At 73.9% G+C, this 16,039-nt stretch carries 12 protein-coding genes; 8 read left to right on the top strand and 4 right to left on the bottom strand.

Features of this window, described 5'->3' with window-relative positions; translation table 11 throughout:
- Nucleotides 1-95: 95 nt before the first annotated feature.
- Entirely contained in the window at nucleotides 96-1,490 is a 1,395-nt protein-coding gene (locus VF746_31140) for a pyridoxal-dependent decarboxylase (GenBank protein ID HEX8696916.1), read from the bottom strand.
- Between the two features lie 738 nt (nucleotides 1,491-2,228).
- Here VF746_31140 and VF746_31145 point away from each other — a divergent pair.
- The 4 genes from VF746_31145 to VF746_31160 all read left to right on the top strand — a co-directional run bounded on the left by VF746_31145 (nucleotide 2,229) and on the right by VF746_31160 (nucleotide 8,514).
- A complete protein-coding gene (locus VF746_31145; GenBank protein HEX8696917.1) occupies nucleotides 2,229-4,025 on the top strand; it encodes a glycoside hydrolase family 3 N-terminal domain-containing protein in 1,797 nt (598 codons plus the stop codon).
- A gap of 2 nt (nucleotides 4,026-4,027) precedes the next feature.
- Nucleotides 4,028-5,296, top strand: a complete 1,269-nt coding sequence (locus tag VF746_31150) for a serine hydrolase (protein ID HEX8696918.1) — start codon at nucleotides 4,028-4,030, stop codon at nucleotides 5,294-5,296.
- Between the two features lie 232 nt (nucleotides 5,297-5,528).
- Nucleotides 5,529-7,571 (top strand): glucosamine-6-phosphate deaminase, encoded by a 2,043-nt coding sequence (nagB, locus tag VF746_31155; GenBank protein HEX8696919.1) that lies wholly within the window; start codon nucleotides 5,529-5,531, stop codon nucleotides 7,569-7,571.
- 16 nt (nucleotides 7,572-7,587) lie between these two features.
- Entirely contained in the window at nucleotides 7,588-8,514 is a 927-nt protein-coding gene (locus tag VF746_31160; protein ID HEX8696920.1) for a BadF/BadG/BcrA/BcrD ATPase family protein, read from the top strand.
- 276 nt (nucleotides 8,515-8,790) lie between these two features.
- Here VF746_31160 and VF746_31165 read toward each other — a convergent pair whose 3' ends face one another.
- Nucleotides 8,791-9,018, bottom strand: coding sequence for a hypothetical protein (locus VF746_31165; protein ID HEX8696921.1), 228 nt, complete (start codon nucleotides 9,016-9,018; stop codon nucleotides 8,791-8,793).
- 162 nt (nucleotides 9,019-9,180) lie between these two features.
- On the opposite strand from VF746_31165, the gene VF746_31170 reads away from it, so the two are divergent.
- From VF746_31170 to VF746_31180, 3 genes are all read left to right on the top strand, one after another.
- Nucleotides 9,181-10,905, top strand: coding sequence for a D-aminoacylase (locus tag VF746_31170; protein HEX8696922.1), 1,725 nt, complete (start codon nucleotides 9,181-9,183; stop codon nucleotides 10,903-10,905).
- Between the two features lie 191 nt (nucleotides 10,906-11,096).
- On the top strand, nucleotides 11,097-12,314 hold the full coding sequence (locus VF746_31175) for a helix-turn-helix domain-containing protein (GenBank protein HEX8696923.1): 1,218 nt from the start codon (nucleotides 11,097-11,099) through the stop codon (nucleotides 12,312-12,314).
- Complete coding sequence (locus VF746_31180) at nucleotides 12,311-12,781, top strand: methylated-DNA--[protein]-cysteine S-methyltransferase (protein HEX8696924.1); 471 nt, start codon at nucleotides 12,311-12,313, stop codon at nucleotides 12,779-12,781. The genes VF746_31175 and VF746_31180 overlap by 4 nt, the downstream gene beginning before the upstream one ends.
- Nucleotides 12,782-12,853: 72 nt before the next feature.
- Here the strand turns inward: VF746_31180 and VF746_31185 are convergent, their stop codons facing one another.
- Nucleotides 12,854-13,084 (bottom strand): hypothetical protein, encoded by a 231-nt coding sequence (locus VF746_31185; GenBank protein ID HEX8696925.1) that lies wholly within the window; start codon nucleotides 13,082-13,084, stop codon nucleotides 12,854-12,856.
- A 187-nt stretch (nucleotides 13,085-13,271) separates the two neighbouring features.
- Entirely contained in the window at nucleotides 13,272-14,972 is a 1,701-nt protein-coding gene (locus VF746_31190) for an ATP-dependent DNA helicase RecQ (protein HEX8696926.1), read from the bottom strand.
- Between the two features lie 160 nt (nucleotides 14,973-15,132).
- On the opposite strand from VF746_31190, the gene tmk reads away from it, so the two are divergent.
- Nucleotides 15,133-15,840 carry a dTMP kinase gene (gene tmk / locus VF746_31195; protein ID HEX8696927.1) on the top strand — a complete coding sequence of 236 codons (708 nt, stop codon included), beginning with the start codon at nucleotides 15,133-15,135 and terminating at the stop codon, nucleotides 15,838-15,840.
- Nucleotides 15,841-16,039 lie beyond the last annotated feature (199 nt).

The raw sequence follows: 16,039 nt of genomic DNA on the forward strand, positions 1-16,039 counted from the left end.
CGGGGATGGAACGGCGGGCGCGTGGCGGATCTGACGTGCGGGTGAGAAGGCCGCTCAATGATGCGGGGCGGCGCGCGTTCGGGAAAGGTCCGCGCTCACGCTCGCCCCGCCAGCTCCCGGCCGATGCGCTCCAGGCGGCGCACCGTCTCGCGCACGTCGTCGTCCGTGGTGCGCGGGTTGATGGTGCACAGGCGCAGCGCCGCGCGGCCGCCCAGCTCCGTGGTGCTCAGCATCGCCCACCCGTCCCGCACCATCGCGGTAGCGATGCGGCGCTGCAGCTCGTCGAGCGCCGCGCCCTCCTTCGTCCCCGCGCCCACGTGGCGGAAGGTGACGATGGCGAGCTGCGCCGGGGTCACCACCTCCCACGCCGGCGAGGCGCGCAGCTCCTCCTCGGCGACCTCGGCGAGGCGCATCCCCCGGGCGACCGCCGCGCGGAAGGCGGCGAGGCCGTGCACCTGGACCGACAGCCACAGCTTGAGCGCGCGGAAGCTCCGGGTGAGCTGCACGCCCCAGTCGCGGAAGTTGACCTCCTCTTCCGCGCGGTCGCTGTCCTTGAGGTACTCGGGGACCATGCGGAACGCGTCGCGCAGCGCCCCGCCGTCGCGCACCAGGATGCAGGCGCACTCGAACGGCTGGAAGAGCCACTTGTGCGGGTCGAGCGAGACCGAGTCGGCCCGCTCGATCCCCCGCAGCAGCTCGCGCCCCCGCTCGGTGAGAACGGCCGGAGCGCCGTACGCCCCGTCGACGTGCATCCACGTCCCCAGCCGCCGGCAGGCCTCCGCCAGCGCCGGGAGCGGGTCGACCGCGCCCGTGTTCGTCGTCCCCGCGCTGCCGACGGCGAGGAAGGGGACGAGGCCCGCCGCGCGGTCCGCCTCCGCCGCACGCTCCAGCTCTTCGACCGGGAGACGGTAGGCGCCGTCCGCCGGCAGCACGCGCACCTGCTCCGGGCGGAAGCCGAGCACGCGCGCCGCCCGGTGGATGGAGGAGTGCGCCTGGTCCGAGCAGTAGACCACCGCGCGCGAGAAGTCCTCCGCGCCGAAGCGCCGCCAGCGGGCCACGGCGAGCGCGGTGAGGTTCGCCATCGACCCCCCGCTCACGAACGCCCCGCCCGCGCCCTCCGGCAGCCCGCAGAGGCCGCGCAGCCAGTCCGCCGCCACCAGCTCCACCTCCGCCGCGCCCGCCGCGGTCGCCCACGCCCCGGCGAAGGGGTTCAGCCCGCTCACCAGCGCGTCCGCCATCGCCCCCACGAAGCTCCCCGGCGAGGGGACGTAGGCGAAGAAGCGCGGGTGGTCCACGTGCGACATCGGCCCGAAGACGTCGGCCATGGTGCGCTCCAGCGCCGCCTCCCAGCCGCGCCCCTCCTCCGGCGGCGGCTCGCGCAGGCGCCGCTCCATCTCCGCGCGCGGCGCGCCGCCCGACACCGCCTGGTCGCGCACCCCGGCCACGTGCGCGACGATCCGGTCCACCACGCGGTATCCGAGCGCACGCATCTCCTCCGGCGAGAGCTGGAGCGCCGACGGCGGCGGCGATTGCAAGTCTTCCACTTTCGACGATCCTTCAAGGTGAGCAGTGTGCACTTCGCACTTCGCACTGCGGTTCGGGCGTGTCCCTCCGCTGCGCTCCGGGCCGGGCCACGGTCGCGCCAAACCCCACGGCGCGCCCGCGTCCCGGCCCTCCGGGCGCGCATCCCTCACGCAGGGTTCCGTCGCGCGACGCGTGCGGAGCTCGCAGGGGCGAGCCTGCGAGTCCGCGCGAAGGTGGGTCCGGCACATTGCCCGCCCATCGTGCAGAGGGCCGGCCCCGCCGGTCGAGGCAGGCCTCGCCCCTACGAACCGCCGCCCACGCAGGGTTCCGTCGCGCGACGCGTGTGGAGCTCGTAGGGGCGAGCCTGCGAGTCCGCGCGAAGGTGGCCCTGGCACATTGCCCGCCCATCGTGCAGAGGGCCGGCCCCGCCGGTCGAGGCAGGCCTCGCCCCTGCGAACCGCCCGCCTTCCGCGCCGGGCCTCGTCGAGTACCCTCTCCCGAAGTTGGGAGAGGGTGGCGACGCGGTAGCGGCGCCGGGTGAGGGCCCCGCGCGGATGCCGCGCCCCCGCTCGGGGCCCACCCGTTGCATCCCCCGCAGCCATCCCCAGTCCACGACCTTCGGGAGCGGTGCAGACTTGCGGTTTGACTCAGTGTCCGTCGCGGCCTACGTTGCCGCAAGATCCCCCTTCGACCGACCGAGGTCCGTGCCCCTGTCCCTCGCCCTGGCCGCCGTGCTGCTGGGCGCCTGCTCGTCCCCGCGCGAGTCGGCCGCCGAAGACCGCGGCGCCGAGCGGCGCGCCGAGGCCCGCGCGCCGCGCAGCAACGTCCCCGACCTCCCCCCCGCGCTCGATCCCGTCGACGAGCGCTGGGTGGACAGCGTGCTCGCCTCGCTCAGCCTGCGCGAGAAGGTGGGGCAGATGGTGCTCGCCTGGAGCTCGGGGCAGGGCCCGGCCGCCAACCCCGACGAGATGGCGCGCCTCCTCCGCAGCGTCGAGACCGACGACGTGGGCGGGATCATCATCTCCATCGGCTCGCCGCAGGCGTACGCGGCCAAGCTGAACGCGCTGCAGCGGCGCGCCAAGGTGCCGCTGCTGGTGATCACCGACATGGAGAGCGGGCCGGGGATGCGCCTCTCCCCCGGCGGCACCCACTTCCCCCCGGTGATGGCGGTGACGGCGACCGGCTCCGACTCGCTCGCCTTCGAGGTGGGCCGGGCGATCGGGCGCACGGGGCGCGCGGTGGGGCTGCACCTGACGCTCTCGCCGGTGCTGGACGTCAACTCCAACCCGTCCAACCCGATCATCAACACCCGCTCCTTCGGCGAGGACCCGCACGCGGTGGCGCGCTTCGCGGCCGCCTACACCCGCGGCGTGCGCGCGGGCGGGCTCCTGGCGGCCGGCAAGCACTTCCCCGGCCACGGCGACACCCACACCGACAGCCACATCGACCTCCCCAGCATCGACGCCGACCGCGCGCGGCTGGACGCGGTGGAGCTGGTGCCCTTCGCGGCCGCCGTGCGCGCGGGGATCGACGGGATGCTGGTGGGCCACATCGCCGTGCCGCGCGTCACCAGCAGCGACCGGCTCGCCTCGCTCTCGCCGCAGATGACGGACGGGCTGCTCCGGCGCGAGCTGGGCTTCCAGGGGCTGGTGTTCACCGACGCCATGAACATGGGCGCGCTCACCCGGCGCTACGGCCAGGGCCAGGCCGCGCTGCTGGCCATCGAGGCCGGCGCCGACATGCTGCTGCAGCCCACCGACATCCCCGGCACCATCGACGCCGTGGTCCGCGCGGTCGAGGCGGGCCGCATCCCCATGGCCCGCATCGACCAGTCGGTCCGCCGCGTCCTGGCCGCCAAGTCGAAGGCGGGCATTCCCCGCCGCGGTCCGGTCGACCCCGCCGCCGCCGCGCAGGCCGCCGACAGCCCCGAGAACCGCGCGCTGGCGGCCGAGGTGGCGCGGCGCTCCATCACCCTGGTGCGCGACCGGCGCGGGCTGGTGCCGCTCGCCGCCGGGGCGCGGCGCATCCTCTCCGTGGTCTACGCCGACCGCGGCTCGCCCGGCGGCGCCTTCGCGCGCGGCCTGGGCGCGGGCGGACGGCGGGTGGAGACGGCGCGCGCCTCCGCCTCCACCACGGCCGCGCGCTACGCCGAGCTCCGCCGCCTGGCCGACTCGGCCGACGTGGTGGTGGTCTCGGCGTATGTGACCCCGCGCGAGTACCAGGGCACCGTCGAGGTCCCCGCCGCCTTCGCGCAGTGGGTGCAGGCGGTCGAGGCCGCCGGGCGCCCGGTGGTCGTGGTCTCCTTCGGCAGCCCGTACCTGCTGCGCTCCTTCCCCGCGGTCGGCGCCTACCTGGTGGCCTGGGGGAGCGCGGGCGTCTCGCAGGAGGCGGCGGCGGACGCGATCCTGGGCCGCGCGGCGATCGGCGGGCGGCTCCCGGTCTCGCTCCCCGGCCACCCGCGCGGGAGCGGCGTCTCGCGCCCCGCCAGTACGGGGAGGTGAGGGTGACGCGCATCCTGCTGGCGGCGGCGCTCGCGCTCGCCGCCTGCACCCCCGCCCGGCCCACGGCGCCCGTCCCCGCGCCGGCACCCGCGCCCGCGCCCGCACCGGAGCCCGCGCCCGTGCCGTGGGTCGAGTACGCGAGCACGCTGGCGCCCGCCCCGCCCGAGGCCGTGGGGATGGACGGGAGCCTCCCGGCGCGGCTGGACTCGCTCGCCCGCGCGGCCGTGGCGGACTCGGCGGCGTCGGCGGTGGCCATCGCGGTCGGCCGGTGGGGGCGGCTGGTGCACCTGCGCGGCTACGGCACGGTGGACTGGGCGCCCGGCTCGCCCGGGGTGACGGACAGCACGATCTTCGACCTGGCGTCGCTCACCAAGGTCGTCGCCACCACGACGGCGGCGATGATGCTGGAGGAGTGGGGGATGCTGGGCCTGGACCAGCGCGTCGCCTACTACCTGCCGGGGCTCGCGGACAGCGCCAAGCAGGCGATCACCGTGCGGCAGATCTTCACCCACAGCGGGGGATTCGAGGCGTTCGCCCCCCTGCACCAGCGGTTCCGCGGGCGCGAGCAGTACCTGCAGCAGATCAGCGCGCGCCCGCTCCGCTACGCGCCGGGGACGCAGACGGTCTACAGCGACTGGGACCTGGTGCTGGCGGGGCTGGTGATCGAGCGGATCACCGGCCAGCCGCTGGACGAGTGGACCCAGGCCCGCGTCTTCCGCCCGCTGGGGATGCGCGACACCGGCTACCGGCCGCCGCCGTCGCTCCGCCCGCGCATCGCCGCCACGGAGGTCGACTCGGCGCGCGGGGGGAAGATCTGGGGCGAGGTGCACGACCCCAACGCCTGGGCGCTGGGCGGGGTGGCGGGGCACGCGGGGCTCTTCAGCAGCGCGCGCGACCTGGCCGTCTTCGCGCAGATGCTGCTGAACGGGGGCGAGTACGGCGGCGTGCGCATCGTCCGCCCGCAGACGCTGGCGCGGTGGACGGCGCCGCAGGGCCCGCGCTCCAGCCGCGCGCTGGGGTGGGACACGCCCTCGGGGCAGTCGAGCGCGGGGCACTACTTCGGCCCGCGCAGCTTCGGGCACACGGGGTACACGGGCACCTCGCTCTGGGTGGACCCCGAGCGCGGCCTCTTCGTGGTGCTGCTGACGAACCGCGTGAACCCCACGTCGCAGAACCAGAAGCACGTCGCGCTGCGCCGCGCCGTCGCCGACGCCGTGCAGCAGTCGATCTTCGACGCGCCGCTGATCGACTGGGAGGCACGGCGGCAGTAGTTGGCTGGCGGCTGAAGCCGCGGCAACCACGGCAGGAAGCCTCCTGCGGAGGCTGCGGGGGCCGCCATCCACGCGTGGAGGCCGAGGTCCGGCGCGAATTCGTCGCGCGCAGCGCCGGGGTGTTTCCCCTCTCCCGCAGTCTGGGAGAGGGGAGCGCGCCCTCCGTCCGCGAGGAACGAGCGGACCAGGGCGCGCGGGGGAGAGGGCCCCACGTGAGGGCACCGCTGGCCCGATGCGTGCAGCCCGGGCCTCGGTTCCACCACACGCAAAACGAGCGAACCAGCCGACCGAGACCAGCATGGCGCAGACCCGCGAGCGCGTCCCCGTCGTCATCGTCGAGTACGACCAGATCGCCCGCACCATCGCCGGGCGCATCGCCGAGATCATCCGGCAGAGGAACGCCGAGGGCCGCCCCGCCGTGCTGGGGCTGGCCACCGGGAGCACGCCGATCGGCATCTACCGCGAGCTGATCCGCATGCACCGCGAGGAAGGGCTCGACTTCTCCCGCGTCGTGACCTTCAACCTCGACGAGTACTACCCCATGGCGCCCGACAGCATCCACAGCTACGTGCGCTACATGTGGGAGAACCTCTTCGACCACATCGACATCCCCAGGGAGAACGTCCACGTCCCCGCCGGCGACGTCCCCCGCGAGCAGGTGGAGGAGTTCTGCGCCCACTACGAGCGGCAGATCCGGGAGGCCGGCGGGATCGACTTCCAGATCCTGGGGATCGGCAAGACGGGGCACATCGGCTTCAACGAGCCCGGCTCGGGGGTCGAGTCGCGGACGCGGCTCATCCCCCTCGACACCGTCACCCGGCGCGACGCCGCGGGCGACTTCTTCGGCGAGGACAACGTTCCCACCGAGGCCATCACCATGGGCGTGGCCAGCATCCTGGAGGCGAAGGAGATCGCCCTGGTGGCCACCGGCGAGCACAAGGCGGCCATCGTGCGCCGCTCGGTGGAGGGCGAGCCCGACCCCGACGTGGCGGCCACGTACCTGCAGAACCACCCGAACGCCACCTTCTACCTGGACCCCGCGGCCGCCGCCGAGCTCACCCGCATCAAGACGCCGTGGGTGGTGGGCGAGGTGAAGTGGACGCGCCGGCTGGAGATCGAGGCGGTGATCTGGCTCAGCCAGACCACGGGGAAGTCGATCCTCAAGCTCGACCCCGAGGACTACCGCGAGCACCACCTGTCCTCCCTGCTGGCGAGGTACGGCTCGGCCGGGCCCCTGAACGGCGAGGTGTTCAACGCGCTGATCGCCAAGATCCAGGGCCGGAGCAAGCTGCCGCACGGCAAGCGCATCATCGTCTTCAGCCCGCACCCCGACGACGACGTGATCTCGATGGGCGGCATCCTCAACAAGCTGCACCAGAACGCCAACGAGATCACGGTCGCCTACCAGACCTCGGGGAACATCGCCGTCTTCGACCACGAGGTGCGGCGCTACCTGGACTGGCTGCGCCGCTTCAGCCGCGACTTCGCGCTGGGCGACGGGCAGGTGGAGGACCTGGCGACCCGCATCGAGACCTTCCTGGAGAGCAAGCACCCCGGGCAGGTCGACATCCCCGAGGTGCTGCAGATCAAGCGGCGCATCCGCGAGGCCGAGGCGGTGTCGGGGATCGAGACCTTCGGGATGACGCGCGAGCAGGCGTGCTTCCTGAACCTCCCCTTCTACCAGACGGGGAAGGTGCGCAAGGACCCGATCGGCCCCGAGGACGTGGCGATCACGCTGCGCCTGCTGGAGGAGCGGCGCCCCGAGCTGGTGTTCGTGGCCGGCGACCTGTCGGACCCGCACGGCACCCACCGCATGTGCCTGCAGGCGGTGGAGCTGGCGCTCGAGCAGTACTCCGGCGAGCCGCCCGAGGTGTGGTACTACCGCGGCGCCTGGCAGGAGTGGAGCGTGGCCCAGGCCGACGTGCTGGTGCCGCTCTCGGAAGAGGAGCTCGACACCAAGATCCTGGCGATCTTCAAGCACCAGAGCCAGAAGGACAAGGCGCCGTTCCCGGGGCAGGACGAGCGCGAGTTCTGGCAGCGCGTCGAGGAGCGCAACACCGCCACCGCGCACATCGTGGACGCGCTGGGGCTCCCCGAGTACTTCGCCATGGAGGCGTACGTGGTGCGCCAGAACGGGCGGCCGCTGGAGCGCGAGCCGGTGCCCACCAGCGCGCTGGCCGCCCCGCCGCGCTTCCGCCGCGCCACCGACCACCCGGGCGCCTACCGGGTGCGCGCCGCGGACGCGGTGGGCGAGGCCGGCGGCCGGGTCGGCTAGAGCGGCCGCGGGACGAATGTCTACGTTCGCCGGGATCGACGGCGGCGGCACGCGCACCACGCTGGTGCTGGCCGGCGAGGGCGGGCGCGAGCTGGCGCGGCGGGTGGGCCCCGCCGGCCTCGTCGACCCGCGCCACCCCGCCGCCACCGCCGACATGCTGGCCGCCCTGGTGCGCGACGCCCTGGCCGAGGCGGGCCTCTCCGAGCCCCCGGCGGCGCTCTGCGCGGGCCTGGCCGGGGTGGGCAACGAGGACGAGCGCGCCGAGGTGGAGGCGGCGCTCGCGGCCGCGGGCGTGGCCGGGCGGGTGCGGGTGACCACCGACGGCGCGGTGGCGCTGGAGGGCGCGCTGGGCGGCGGCGCCGGCGTGCTGCTGATCGCCGGCACCGGCTCGGTGGCCTACGCCCGCGCCGAAGACGGGCGGGTGGAGCGCTGCGGCGGCTGGGGGATGGTCGTCGGCGACGAGGGGAGCGGCTGGTCGCTCGGGCGCGCGGGGCTGGCGGCGGCGCTCCGGGCGGCGGACGGGCGGGGCCCGCGCACGCGGCTCCTCGACCTCTTCCTCCAAGCGCTGGAGCTGGACGGCCCCAGCGCCATCCCGCCCTGGGCCGGGCGCGTGGACAAGTCGGCCGTGGCGAAGCTGGCCAGGCACGTGATCTCCGCCGCCGAGCAGGGCGACCCGGTGGCGCTGGGCGTGGCGGAGCGCGAGGCGCGCGAGCTGGCCTGCCACGCCCTGGCGCTCGCCCGCCGGCTGGAGCCCTGGAGCGGCGCCGTCCCCGTCGTCTTCCACGGCGGCGTGCTCTCGAACCCCTTCTACGCCGGGGTGGTGGAGGGCGCGCTGGAGGAGTTCGAGTACGCGTTCAGCGTCCGCCCCGCGGTGAGCGACGCCGTGCACGGTGCCCTCTCCTTCGCGCGGCGGCTGGTGGAGGAGCCGGAGCCGGCGGCGTGACCGCAGGTGCGAAGTGCGAGGTGCGAAGTGCGAAGGCCGCGGCGAGTCCGCGGCCTTCCTGGTTGATGATCCCTGGCGCGCACAACCCGCCTTCACAGGGTCATGCCATTTTGCGGAGGATCGCCCGGGAGACCATAACTGAATGTCTCACACGGAGGAAACGGAGTTAACGGAGAACTGCGGGGGTTCTCCGTTGACTCCGTTAACTCCGTGTGAGGCTTTTTGCCGTTCGCCGAAAGATCGGGAATCCATCCAGAACCGTCCCTGGGACTGGTATCATCCACCCAGAGCCGTCTTCCTCGCCTCGTTCAGCCTGGGTGTCGATTGATATGGGACTGCGACGATCCCGTCGCACTCGGCGCACACGGCCACGAGCACGTCCGGCACGTTGATCCGGGGACTGACGAGCGGGTAAGTGCGGAACTCGAAACGGGTCTCGACCACCCTCCCACAGTTCTCGCAGATCGCCCGGGACCGGTCACCAACCTTCCAGAGCTTCTCCATGACTCCTCACGTTGATCCTCGTGGGTGCCGAGGAAGATCTCGTCCAGAATGTATCTTTTCCTCGACTGCTTCGCGAGGGGCAACGCTCGCCTCTTTCGCGCGAAGGCCTCGCCCACCCAATTTCCTCCCGAAACTCCCGGCCACATCCGACGAGATACTCCGATGCCCCTCCGCCCCGCCCGGCCCCTCGCGCTCGCGCTCCTGGCCGCCTGCGCGCCGTCCGCCCAGCGGCAGCAACCGCCGACCGCGCCGACCGCGCCGACGGCGACCCGGTCGGCCACGCCCGGCGAGCCGTACGACCTGCTGATCCGCGGCGGGAGGATCGTGGACGGCACCGGGAGCCCGTGGTACCGCGGCGACGTGGCGATCCGGGGCGACCGCATCGCCGCCGTGGGGCTCCTTCCGGGGGCCGTGGCGCGCGACACCATCGACGCCACGGGGCTCGTGGTGGCGCCGGGGTTCATCGACATGCTGGGGCACTCCGAGTACCCGCTGCTGCGCGACGGGCGGGCCGTCTCCAAGATCACGCAGGGGATCACCAGCGAGGTCACCGGCGAGGTCACCAGCGTGGTCCCCGTCAACCAGAACACCCTGCGCGAGCTGGGCGACAGCACCCGCGCGCGCGTCACCTGGACCGACCTGGACGGCTACTTCCAGGCGCTGGAGCGCGCCCGCCCCGCCATCAACCTGGCCACCTTCGTCACCGTCGGCTCCGTGCGCCGCTACGTGATGGGCGACGTGGACCGCCCCGCCACCCCGGCGGAGCTGGAGCGGATGAAGGCGCTGGTCGACGAGGCGATGCGGCAGGGGGCGCTGGGGCTCTCCTCCGGGCTCATCTACGCCCCCGCCTCGTACGCCCCCGAGGCGGAGATCGCCGAGCTGGCGAAGGTGGCCGGGCGCTGGGGCGGCGGCTACGCCTCGCACATCCGCTCCGAGGGCGACCGGCTGGTGGAGGCCATCGAAGAGGCGATCCGCATCGGCCAGGCGGGCGGCACCTGGGTGCAGATCCACCACCTGAAGGCGTCGGGGAAGCGCAACTGGGGGAAGATGCGCCAGGCCGTGGCGGCGATCGAGGCCGCCCGCGCCCGCGGCCTCGACGTCACCGCCGACCAGTACCCGTACCCCGCCTCCGGGACCGACCTCGCGGCCATCATCCCCAACTGGGCGCACGCCGGCGGCACCGACTCGCTGGTGGCGCGCCTCGCCGACCCGGCGGTGCGCCGGCGCCTGCGCGAAGAGCTCACCACCGGCGGCACCGACTGGCGCATCGGCGAGAGCGCCGGCGGGCCCAGCGGCGTGCTGATCAGCGACTTCGGCACGGACAGCCTGGAGAAGTACGAGGGGATGCGCCTGGATGCCGTCGCCGCCGCGCGTGGGCAGGAGGTGGTGGACGCGCTCTTCGACCTGCTGGTGGCCGACCGCGCCAACACGGCGGCCATCTACTTCTCGATGTCGGAGGAAGACATCGAGTACGCCATGCGCCAGCCGTGGGTGAGCGTGGGGATCGACGCCGGCGCCCGCGCCGCCGACTCCACCGTGGCCGGCAAGCCGCACCCGCGCGCGTACGGCTCGTTCCCGCGCATCCTCTGCCGCTACGTGCGCGAGCGCCGCGTGCTCACGCTGGAAGACGCCGTGCGCAAGTTCACCGCGCTCCCCGCCGCGCGCGTGGGGCTCGACGACCGCGGCGTGGTGAAGGAAGGGATGTACGCCGACCTCACGCTCTTCGACCCGGCCACCGTCTGCGACCGCGCCACCTTCGAGAACCCGGTGCAGACCTCGGTGGGCATCGTGCACGTGCTGGTCAACGGCGTCCCCGTGGTGCGCGACACGCGCGTGACCGGCGCCCGCCCGGGGAGGCCGCTGCGCCGTGTCGGCACGGCTCCGTGAACCGCATTTCGCACTGCGTTTGGGCGTGTCCCTTCGCTGCGCTCCGGGCCGGGCTGCGCGCGCCGTAGGCCTGCAAACAACGCAGGCCAACGGCGCCCGGCCCCGGTCGCGCCAAACCCCCGGCGCGCCCGTGTCCCGGCCCTCCGGGCGCGCATCCCTCACGCGGGGTTTCGTCGCGGCGGTGTAGACGGATGCCCGACGCCCCCGACCTGCACCTGGCCGAGACCCTCGCCGCCCAGGTCCGCCGCGACCCCGCCGCCTTCCCCGACGCCGCGCGCCTGGCCGCCGCCGCGGGCGTCGGCGCGGCGGAGCTCGACGCGCTCTTCCGCCGGCACTTCCACGCCACGCCCGCCGACTTCCTGGCCCGCGAGCGCGTCGCCGCCGCCCGCCGCCACCTCGCCGGCGGCCGCGCCCCGGCCGAAGCGGCGTCCGCCGTCGGCTGGGAGAGCCTCTCCGCCTTCGACGAGGACTTCCGCCGGCTGACGGGGATGGCCCCCGGCGACTACCGCCGCCTGGGCGCCTCGCCCGGGTTCACCCTCGCGCTCCCGCCGGACTTCCGCGCCGCCGACGCGCTCCGCCACTTCGGCCGCGACACGGAGAGCCCCGCCGAGCGCGCCGCCGGCAGCGACTTCGTCAAGGCGCTGCGGCTCGCCGGGACGCCCGCGCGGCTGCACGTGCGGCTGGAAGACGGCGCCGCCCGCTGCCGCGTCGAGTCCGCCCGCCCCGTCCCGCCGGAGGGGATGCGCGCCGCTCACGCGGCCGTCGTCCGCATCCTGGGCCTGGGCTCCGACCCCGCCGCCTTCGAGCGCCACGTCGTGCGCGAGCCGGTCCTCGGCGGCCTGGTCGCCCGCCGTCCCGGGCTGCGCGTCCCGCTCACGGCCGACTTCTTCGAGGCGCTGGTGTGGGTGATCGTCGGCCAGCAGGTGAACCTCCCCTTCGCCTTCGCCCTGCGGCGCGAGGTGTTCGACCTGGCGGGCGAGGACGCGGGCGACGGCTTCCGCGCGCACCCCACGCCCGAGGCGGTCGCCGCGCTCGACTACGCCGACCTCACCGCCCGCCGCTTCTCGCGCCGCAAGGCCGAGTACGTGATCGACACCGCGCGGCTGATCGCGACCGGCGGGCTGGACCTGGACGCCCTGGCGGACGCCCCCGCTCCCGCGGCGGAGGAGCGGCTCCTCGCCGTGCGCGGGCTGGGCCCCTGGTCCGTGCAGTACCTGCTGATGCGCGGCCTGGGCTTCGCCGACTGCGTGCCGCTGGGCGACGCCGGCCTCACCGCCGCCCTGGCGCGCGCCTTCGCGCTCGGCCACCGCCCCGGCGCCGCGGAGACGGCGGCGCTGATGGAGCCGTTCGCCCCCCACCGCAGTCTGGCGACCTTCCACCTGTGGACCAGCCTGGGAGACCCCGCATGACCGCCTACGCCGCCCGCGTCGCGTCGCCCATCGGCACCCTCACCGCGGTGGTGGACGAAGCCGGGGCCCTGACGCGCCTCCTCTTCGCCGGCGACGCGCCCCCGCCGGACGCCGTGTGGGACGAGGAGCGCTGCGCCCCCGTCGCCGCGGAGCTCGGCGAGTACTTCCGCGGCGAGCGCCGCGACTTCGGCGTCCCCCTCGCCCCGCGCGGCACCGACTTCCAGCGGCGCGTGTGGGACGAGCTGCGCCGCATCCCCTACGGCCAGACGATCAGCTACCGCGAGCTGGCCGCGCGCGTCGGCCGCCCCGCCGCCGTCCGCGCCGTGGGCCGCGCCAACGGCACGAACCCCATCCCCATCATCGTGCCCTGTCACCGCGTCATCGGCACGGACGGCAGTCTGACCGGCTACGGCGGCGGCCTGGAGACCAAGCGCCGTCTGCTGGAGCTGGAAGGTGCTGCCGTCTGAGCGCGCGCGGCGGGCGCCCCTGGACGCCCGCCTGCGGCCGGTTCGACAGTCCTCAAACGTGACGGGTCCGCCTCAGTAGCACAGGCACTTCGTTCCACCCATGCCGTTGCTGACGCAGGAGCCGCCGTAGTAGCCGGCCCCGATACAGTAGTTGTTGCAGAAGTTGTGGTCGCAGGCGCGGGCGGCGCCGGCCGAGGGGTCCTGCGGTGTTTCCGCGAACGCCTGCGTAGCGCCGAAGCCGAGGGCGGCGACCAGCGCCGCGCCGAACAGCGTACGTCCGAGAGCCGGTCCGTAACGTCTCATGGCGTCCTCCTGGGAGTGAGTGCTCAGGAACCCTAGTGTGCCGCGTCCGTTTGCAAGAAACATGCTGAGCTTGTCCTAGTAAGGCTGAAAAAGAGCGGTGTGCAGGCCGAAGAGACATCGCTTCGATCGAAGTACACGAAAGCCGGGCCGATGCGCGGCCCGCCCGTGTTCCACCGGCGCGGGTCCTTCAGCCCACCGCGCGCAGGAAGTCGATCTTCACCACCCGCGTGCCGTGCCCGGCGAAGTCGACCTCCACCCGGTCGCCGTTGACCCCCAGCACCATCCCCTCGCCGAAGGTGCCGTGCACCACCTCCTCGCCCACCGCGAAGGCGGGCGCCTCCTCCTCGTCCGCGTCCGCCGTCGAGGGAGAGAGCGCCGGCTCGGCGGCGCCCTCGCGGCGGGCCTCCGCCTCCAGCCTGGCGGCCGGCGGGTTGACGTCGTTGTCGCAGTGGCCGCAGGCGAAGCCCTCGGGGCGGCTCTCGCCGAAGTACTCCAGGATCATCTTCGTGCGGCAGCGCGCCGTGCGGCAGTAGCGGATCATCTCCTCCAGCTTGCGGCGGTCGCGCTGGCGGCGCTCCTCGTAGTCGGTCAGCTCGCGGGAGAGGTCGGCCGCCGTCACGTCGGGCGCCAGGCGCTCCCACACGCCGCCGCGGTGCTCGCGCACCATCCCGTGCCGCTTGAGCAGGGTGAGGACGATGCGCGCCTTGCGCCGCGGCACGTCGGCCATCTCGGCGATCTGGTCCAGCGCGCGCTTCTCCTCCAGCGCCGTGTTGTTGACGATGCGCGCCACCGCGATCGCCTCCTGCAGGTCCGGGTACTTGCCGCCCAGGAAGTACCCCTGCACCTGGCTGTCCTCCACCCGGTAGAACACCGTGCAGCGCGACGGCAGCCCGTCGCGCCCCGCGCGCCCCGCCTCCTGATAGTACGCCTCCAGCGAGCCGGGGAAGTGGTAGTGCACCACGAAGCGGATGTCGGGCTTGTCGATCCCCAGCCCGAAGGCGTTGGTGGCCACCACCGCCTTCACCTGCCCCGCCATGAAGCGGTCCTGCGCCTCGTGCCGCTCGGCGGGCCCCAGCTTCCCGTGGTAGAGCGCCAGCTCGTGCCGCTCGCCGAACTCGCGGTGGATGCGCTCCGCCTCCTTCACCGTGGCCACGTAGACGATCCCCGTCCCCTCCGCCCGGCGGAGCCAGCGCTCCAGCGCCGCGTCCTTCTCGCTCTCGTTGACGGTGGGCACCACCTCCAGGAAGAGGTTGGGCCGCACCAGCTCGGCCACGTGCACGAACACGTCCTGCATGCGGAGCTGGTGGACGATGTCCTCGCGCACCTCGGGGCTGGCCGTGGCGGTGAGCGCCATCACCGGCGGCCCTCCCAGCCGCTGGGCGATCCCGCCCAGCATCATGTAGTCGGGGCGGAAGTCGTGCCCCCACTGGCTCACGCAGTGCGCCTCGTCCACCACGAAGAGCGAGACCTGCCGCTCCAGCAACAGCTCGAAGAAGTCGCGGTCGCGGAAGCGCTCCGGCGTCACGTACAGGATCTTCCCCTCGCCCTCGACCACGGCGGCCTCCGCCTCGCGCTTCTCGCGCGCCGAGAGCGACGAGTTGATGGTCCAGGCGTCCACCCCCAGCTCGTCCAGCTTGTCCGTCTGGTCCTTCATCAGCGCGATGAGCGGCGAGACCACCACGGTGAGGCCGGGCAGGAGCAGGGCGGGGAGCTGGTAGAGGAGGCTCTTCCCCGCGCCCGTGGGCATGATGACGAGCGCGTCGCGCCCCTCCAGCACGGCGCGGATCACCTCCTCCTGCCCGGGGCGGAACTCCTCCAGTCCGAAGGAGGAGCGCAGCACTTCGTGGATGTCGGCGGTGGGCGCGCCGGCGTCGGCAACGGTGGTCAAGCGGCTCAGCTGGCGAAGGTTCGGGCGTTTCGGGGACTTCCGCCGGGGAAGCAAGGGGCGGACCAGAGGCGGGGTGTCTCGGTGGCGAGACGGACACGGCGCCCGCATATTGGGCCCGCGCAGGCGTCCCGACTTCCGCTTCCCGACTCCCGTCTTCCCGATGAGCGACAGCCACGGCTCCGCCCCGCAGCAGCGCGGCAGGTTCATCGTCCTGGAGGGGATCGACGGGTCGGGGACCACCACGCAGCTCGGCGCGCTCAGGGCGCACTTCGAGCGCACGGGGCGGCGCGCCGTCTTCACCCACCAGCCGAGCGATGGGCCCGTGGGGATGCTGATCCGCCTGGCGCTCCAGCGGCGGCTGGTCGGCGCGAATTATGACTCGCACGACCCGGAGCATCCCTCGCGGAGAGAGGCCGAGCAGTTCGACGCGCAGGCGCTCGCGCTGCTCTTCGCCGCCGACCGCGCGGACCACGTGGCCACGCAGGTGCGCCCGAACCTGCAGGCCGGGCGCCACGTGGTCTGCGACCGCTACCTCCTCTCCACGCTCGCCTACCAGGGGCTCCACGCCGACCTCGACTGGCTGGTCGCGATCAACCGCCCCGCGCTCGTCCCCGACCTCACGCTCTTCCTGGACCTCCCCGCCGCGGCCGCCGCCGAGCGGATGCGGCGCGCACGGTGGCGGCGGGAGATGTACGAGACCGAGCGCGAGCAGCAGGCAATCCGCGACCGCTACCTGGAGGTGATCGGGCGGGGCCTCCCCGCCCTCGGCCGCGTCGAGGTGGTCGACGCCTCGCGGCCGGCCGAGGAGGTGTCCGCCGAGCTGGCCGCGCGGGTGGAGGCGTTCCTGGGGGCGGCCGCGCGCCCCTGATCCCGCGTTTCGGAGCATCGTCCTGGTTCCGAACAGATCGGGATCACGCAGAGACGCAGAGACACAGAGCACCCCCTTTTCCTCTGTGTCTCTGTGTCTCTGCGTGAGATTTTCAGGACCTGTGCCCGAACGATCATCTGCAAAGCGGTATGATCTCCAGGGTTCGGGCACGACGCGAAGCGGCACGGGAGCCGGTACT

Origin of the sequence: Longimicrobium sp., from assembly GCA_036389795.1 — a bacterium.
Lineage (GTDB): Bacteria > Gemmatimonadota > Gemmatimonadetes > Longimicrobiales > Longimicrobiaceae > Longimicrobium.

What these genes read in the sequence shown, in the direction of transcription:
- VF746_31140 (HEX8696916.1), bottom strand. Translation starts at nt 1,490, where the DNA reads ATGCGTGCGCTCGGATACCGCGTGGTGGACCGGATCGTCGCGCACGTG.
- nagB (HEX8696919.1), top strand. Translation starts at nt 5,529, where the DNA reads ATGCGTGCAGCCCGGGCCTCGGTTCCACCACACGCAAAACGAGCGAAC.
- VF746_31160 (HEX8696920.1), top strand. Translation starts at nt 7,588, where the DNA reads ATGTCTACGTTCGCCGGGATCGACGGCGGCGGCACGCGCACCACGCTG.
- VF746_31165 (HEX8696921.1), bottom strand. Translation starts at nt 9,018, where the DNA reads ATGGAGAAGCTCTGGAAGGTTGGTGACCGGTCCCGGGCGATCTGCGAG.
- VF746_31170 (HEX8696922.1), top strand. Translation starts at nt 9,181, where the DNA reads ATGCCCCTCCGCCCCGCCCGGCCCCTCGCGCTCGCGCTCCTGGCCGCC.
- VF746_31175 (HEX8696923.1), top strand. Translation starts at nt 11,097, where the DNA reads ATGCCCGACGCCCCCGACCTGCACCTGGCCGAGACCCTCGCCGCCCAG.
- VF746_31180 (HEX8696924.1), top strand. Translation starts at nt 12,311, where the DNA reads ATGACCGCCTACGCCGCCCGCGTCGCGTCGCCCATCGGCACCCTCACC.
- VF746_31185 (HEX8696925.1), bottom strand. Translation starts at nt 13,084, where the DNA reads ATGAGACGTTACGGACCGGCTCTCGGACGTACGCTGTTCGGCGCGGCG.
- tmk (HEX8696927.1), top strand. Translation starts at nt 15,133, where the DNA reads ATGAGCGACAGCCACGGCTCCGCCCCGCAGCAGCGCGGCAGGTTCATC.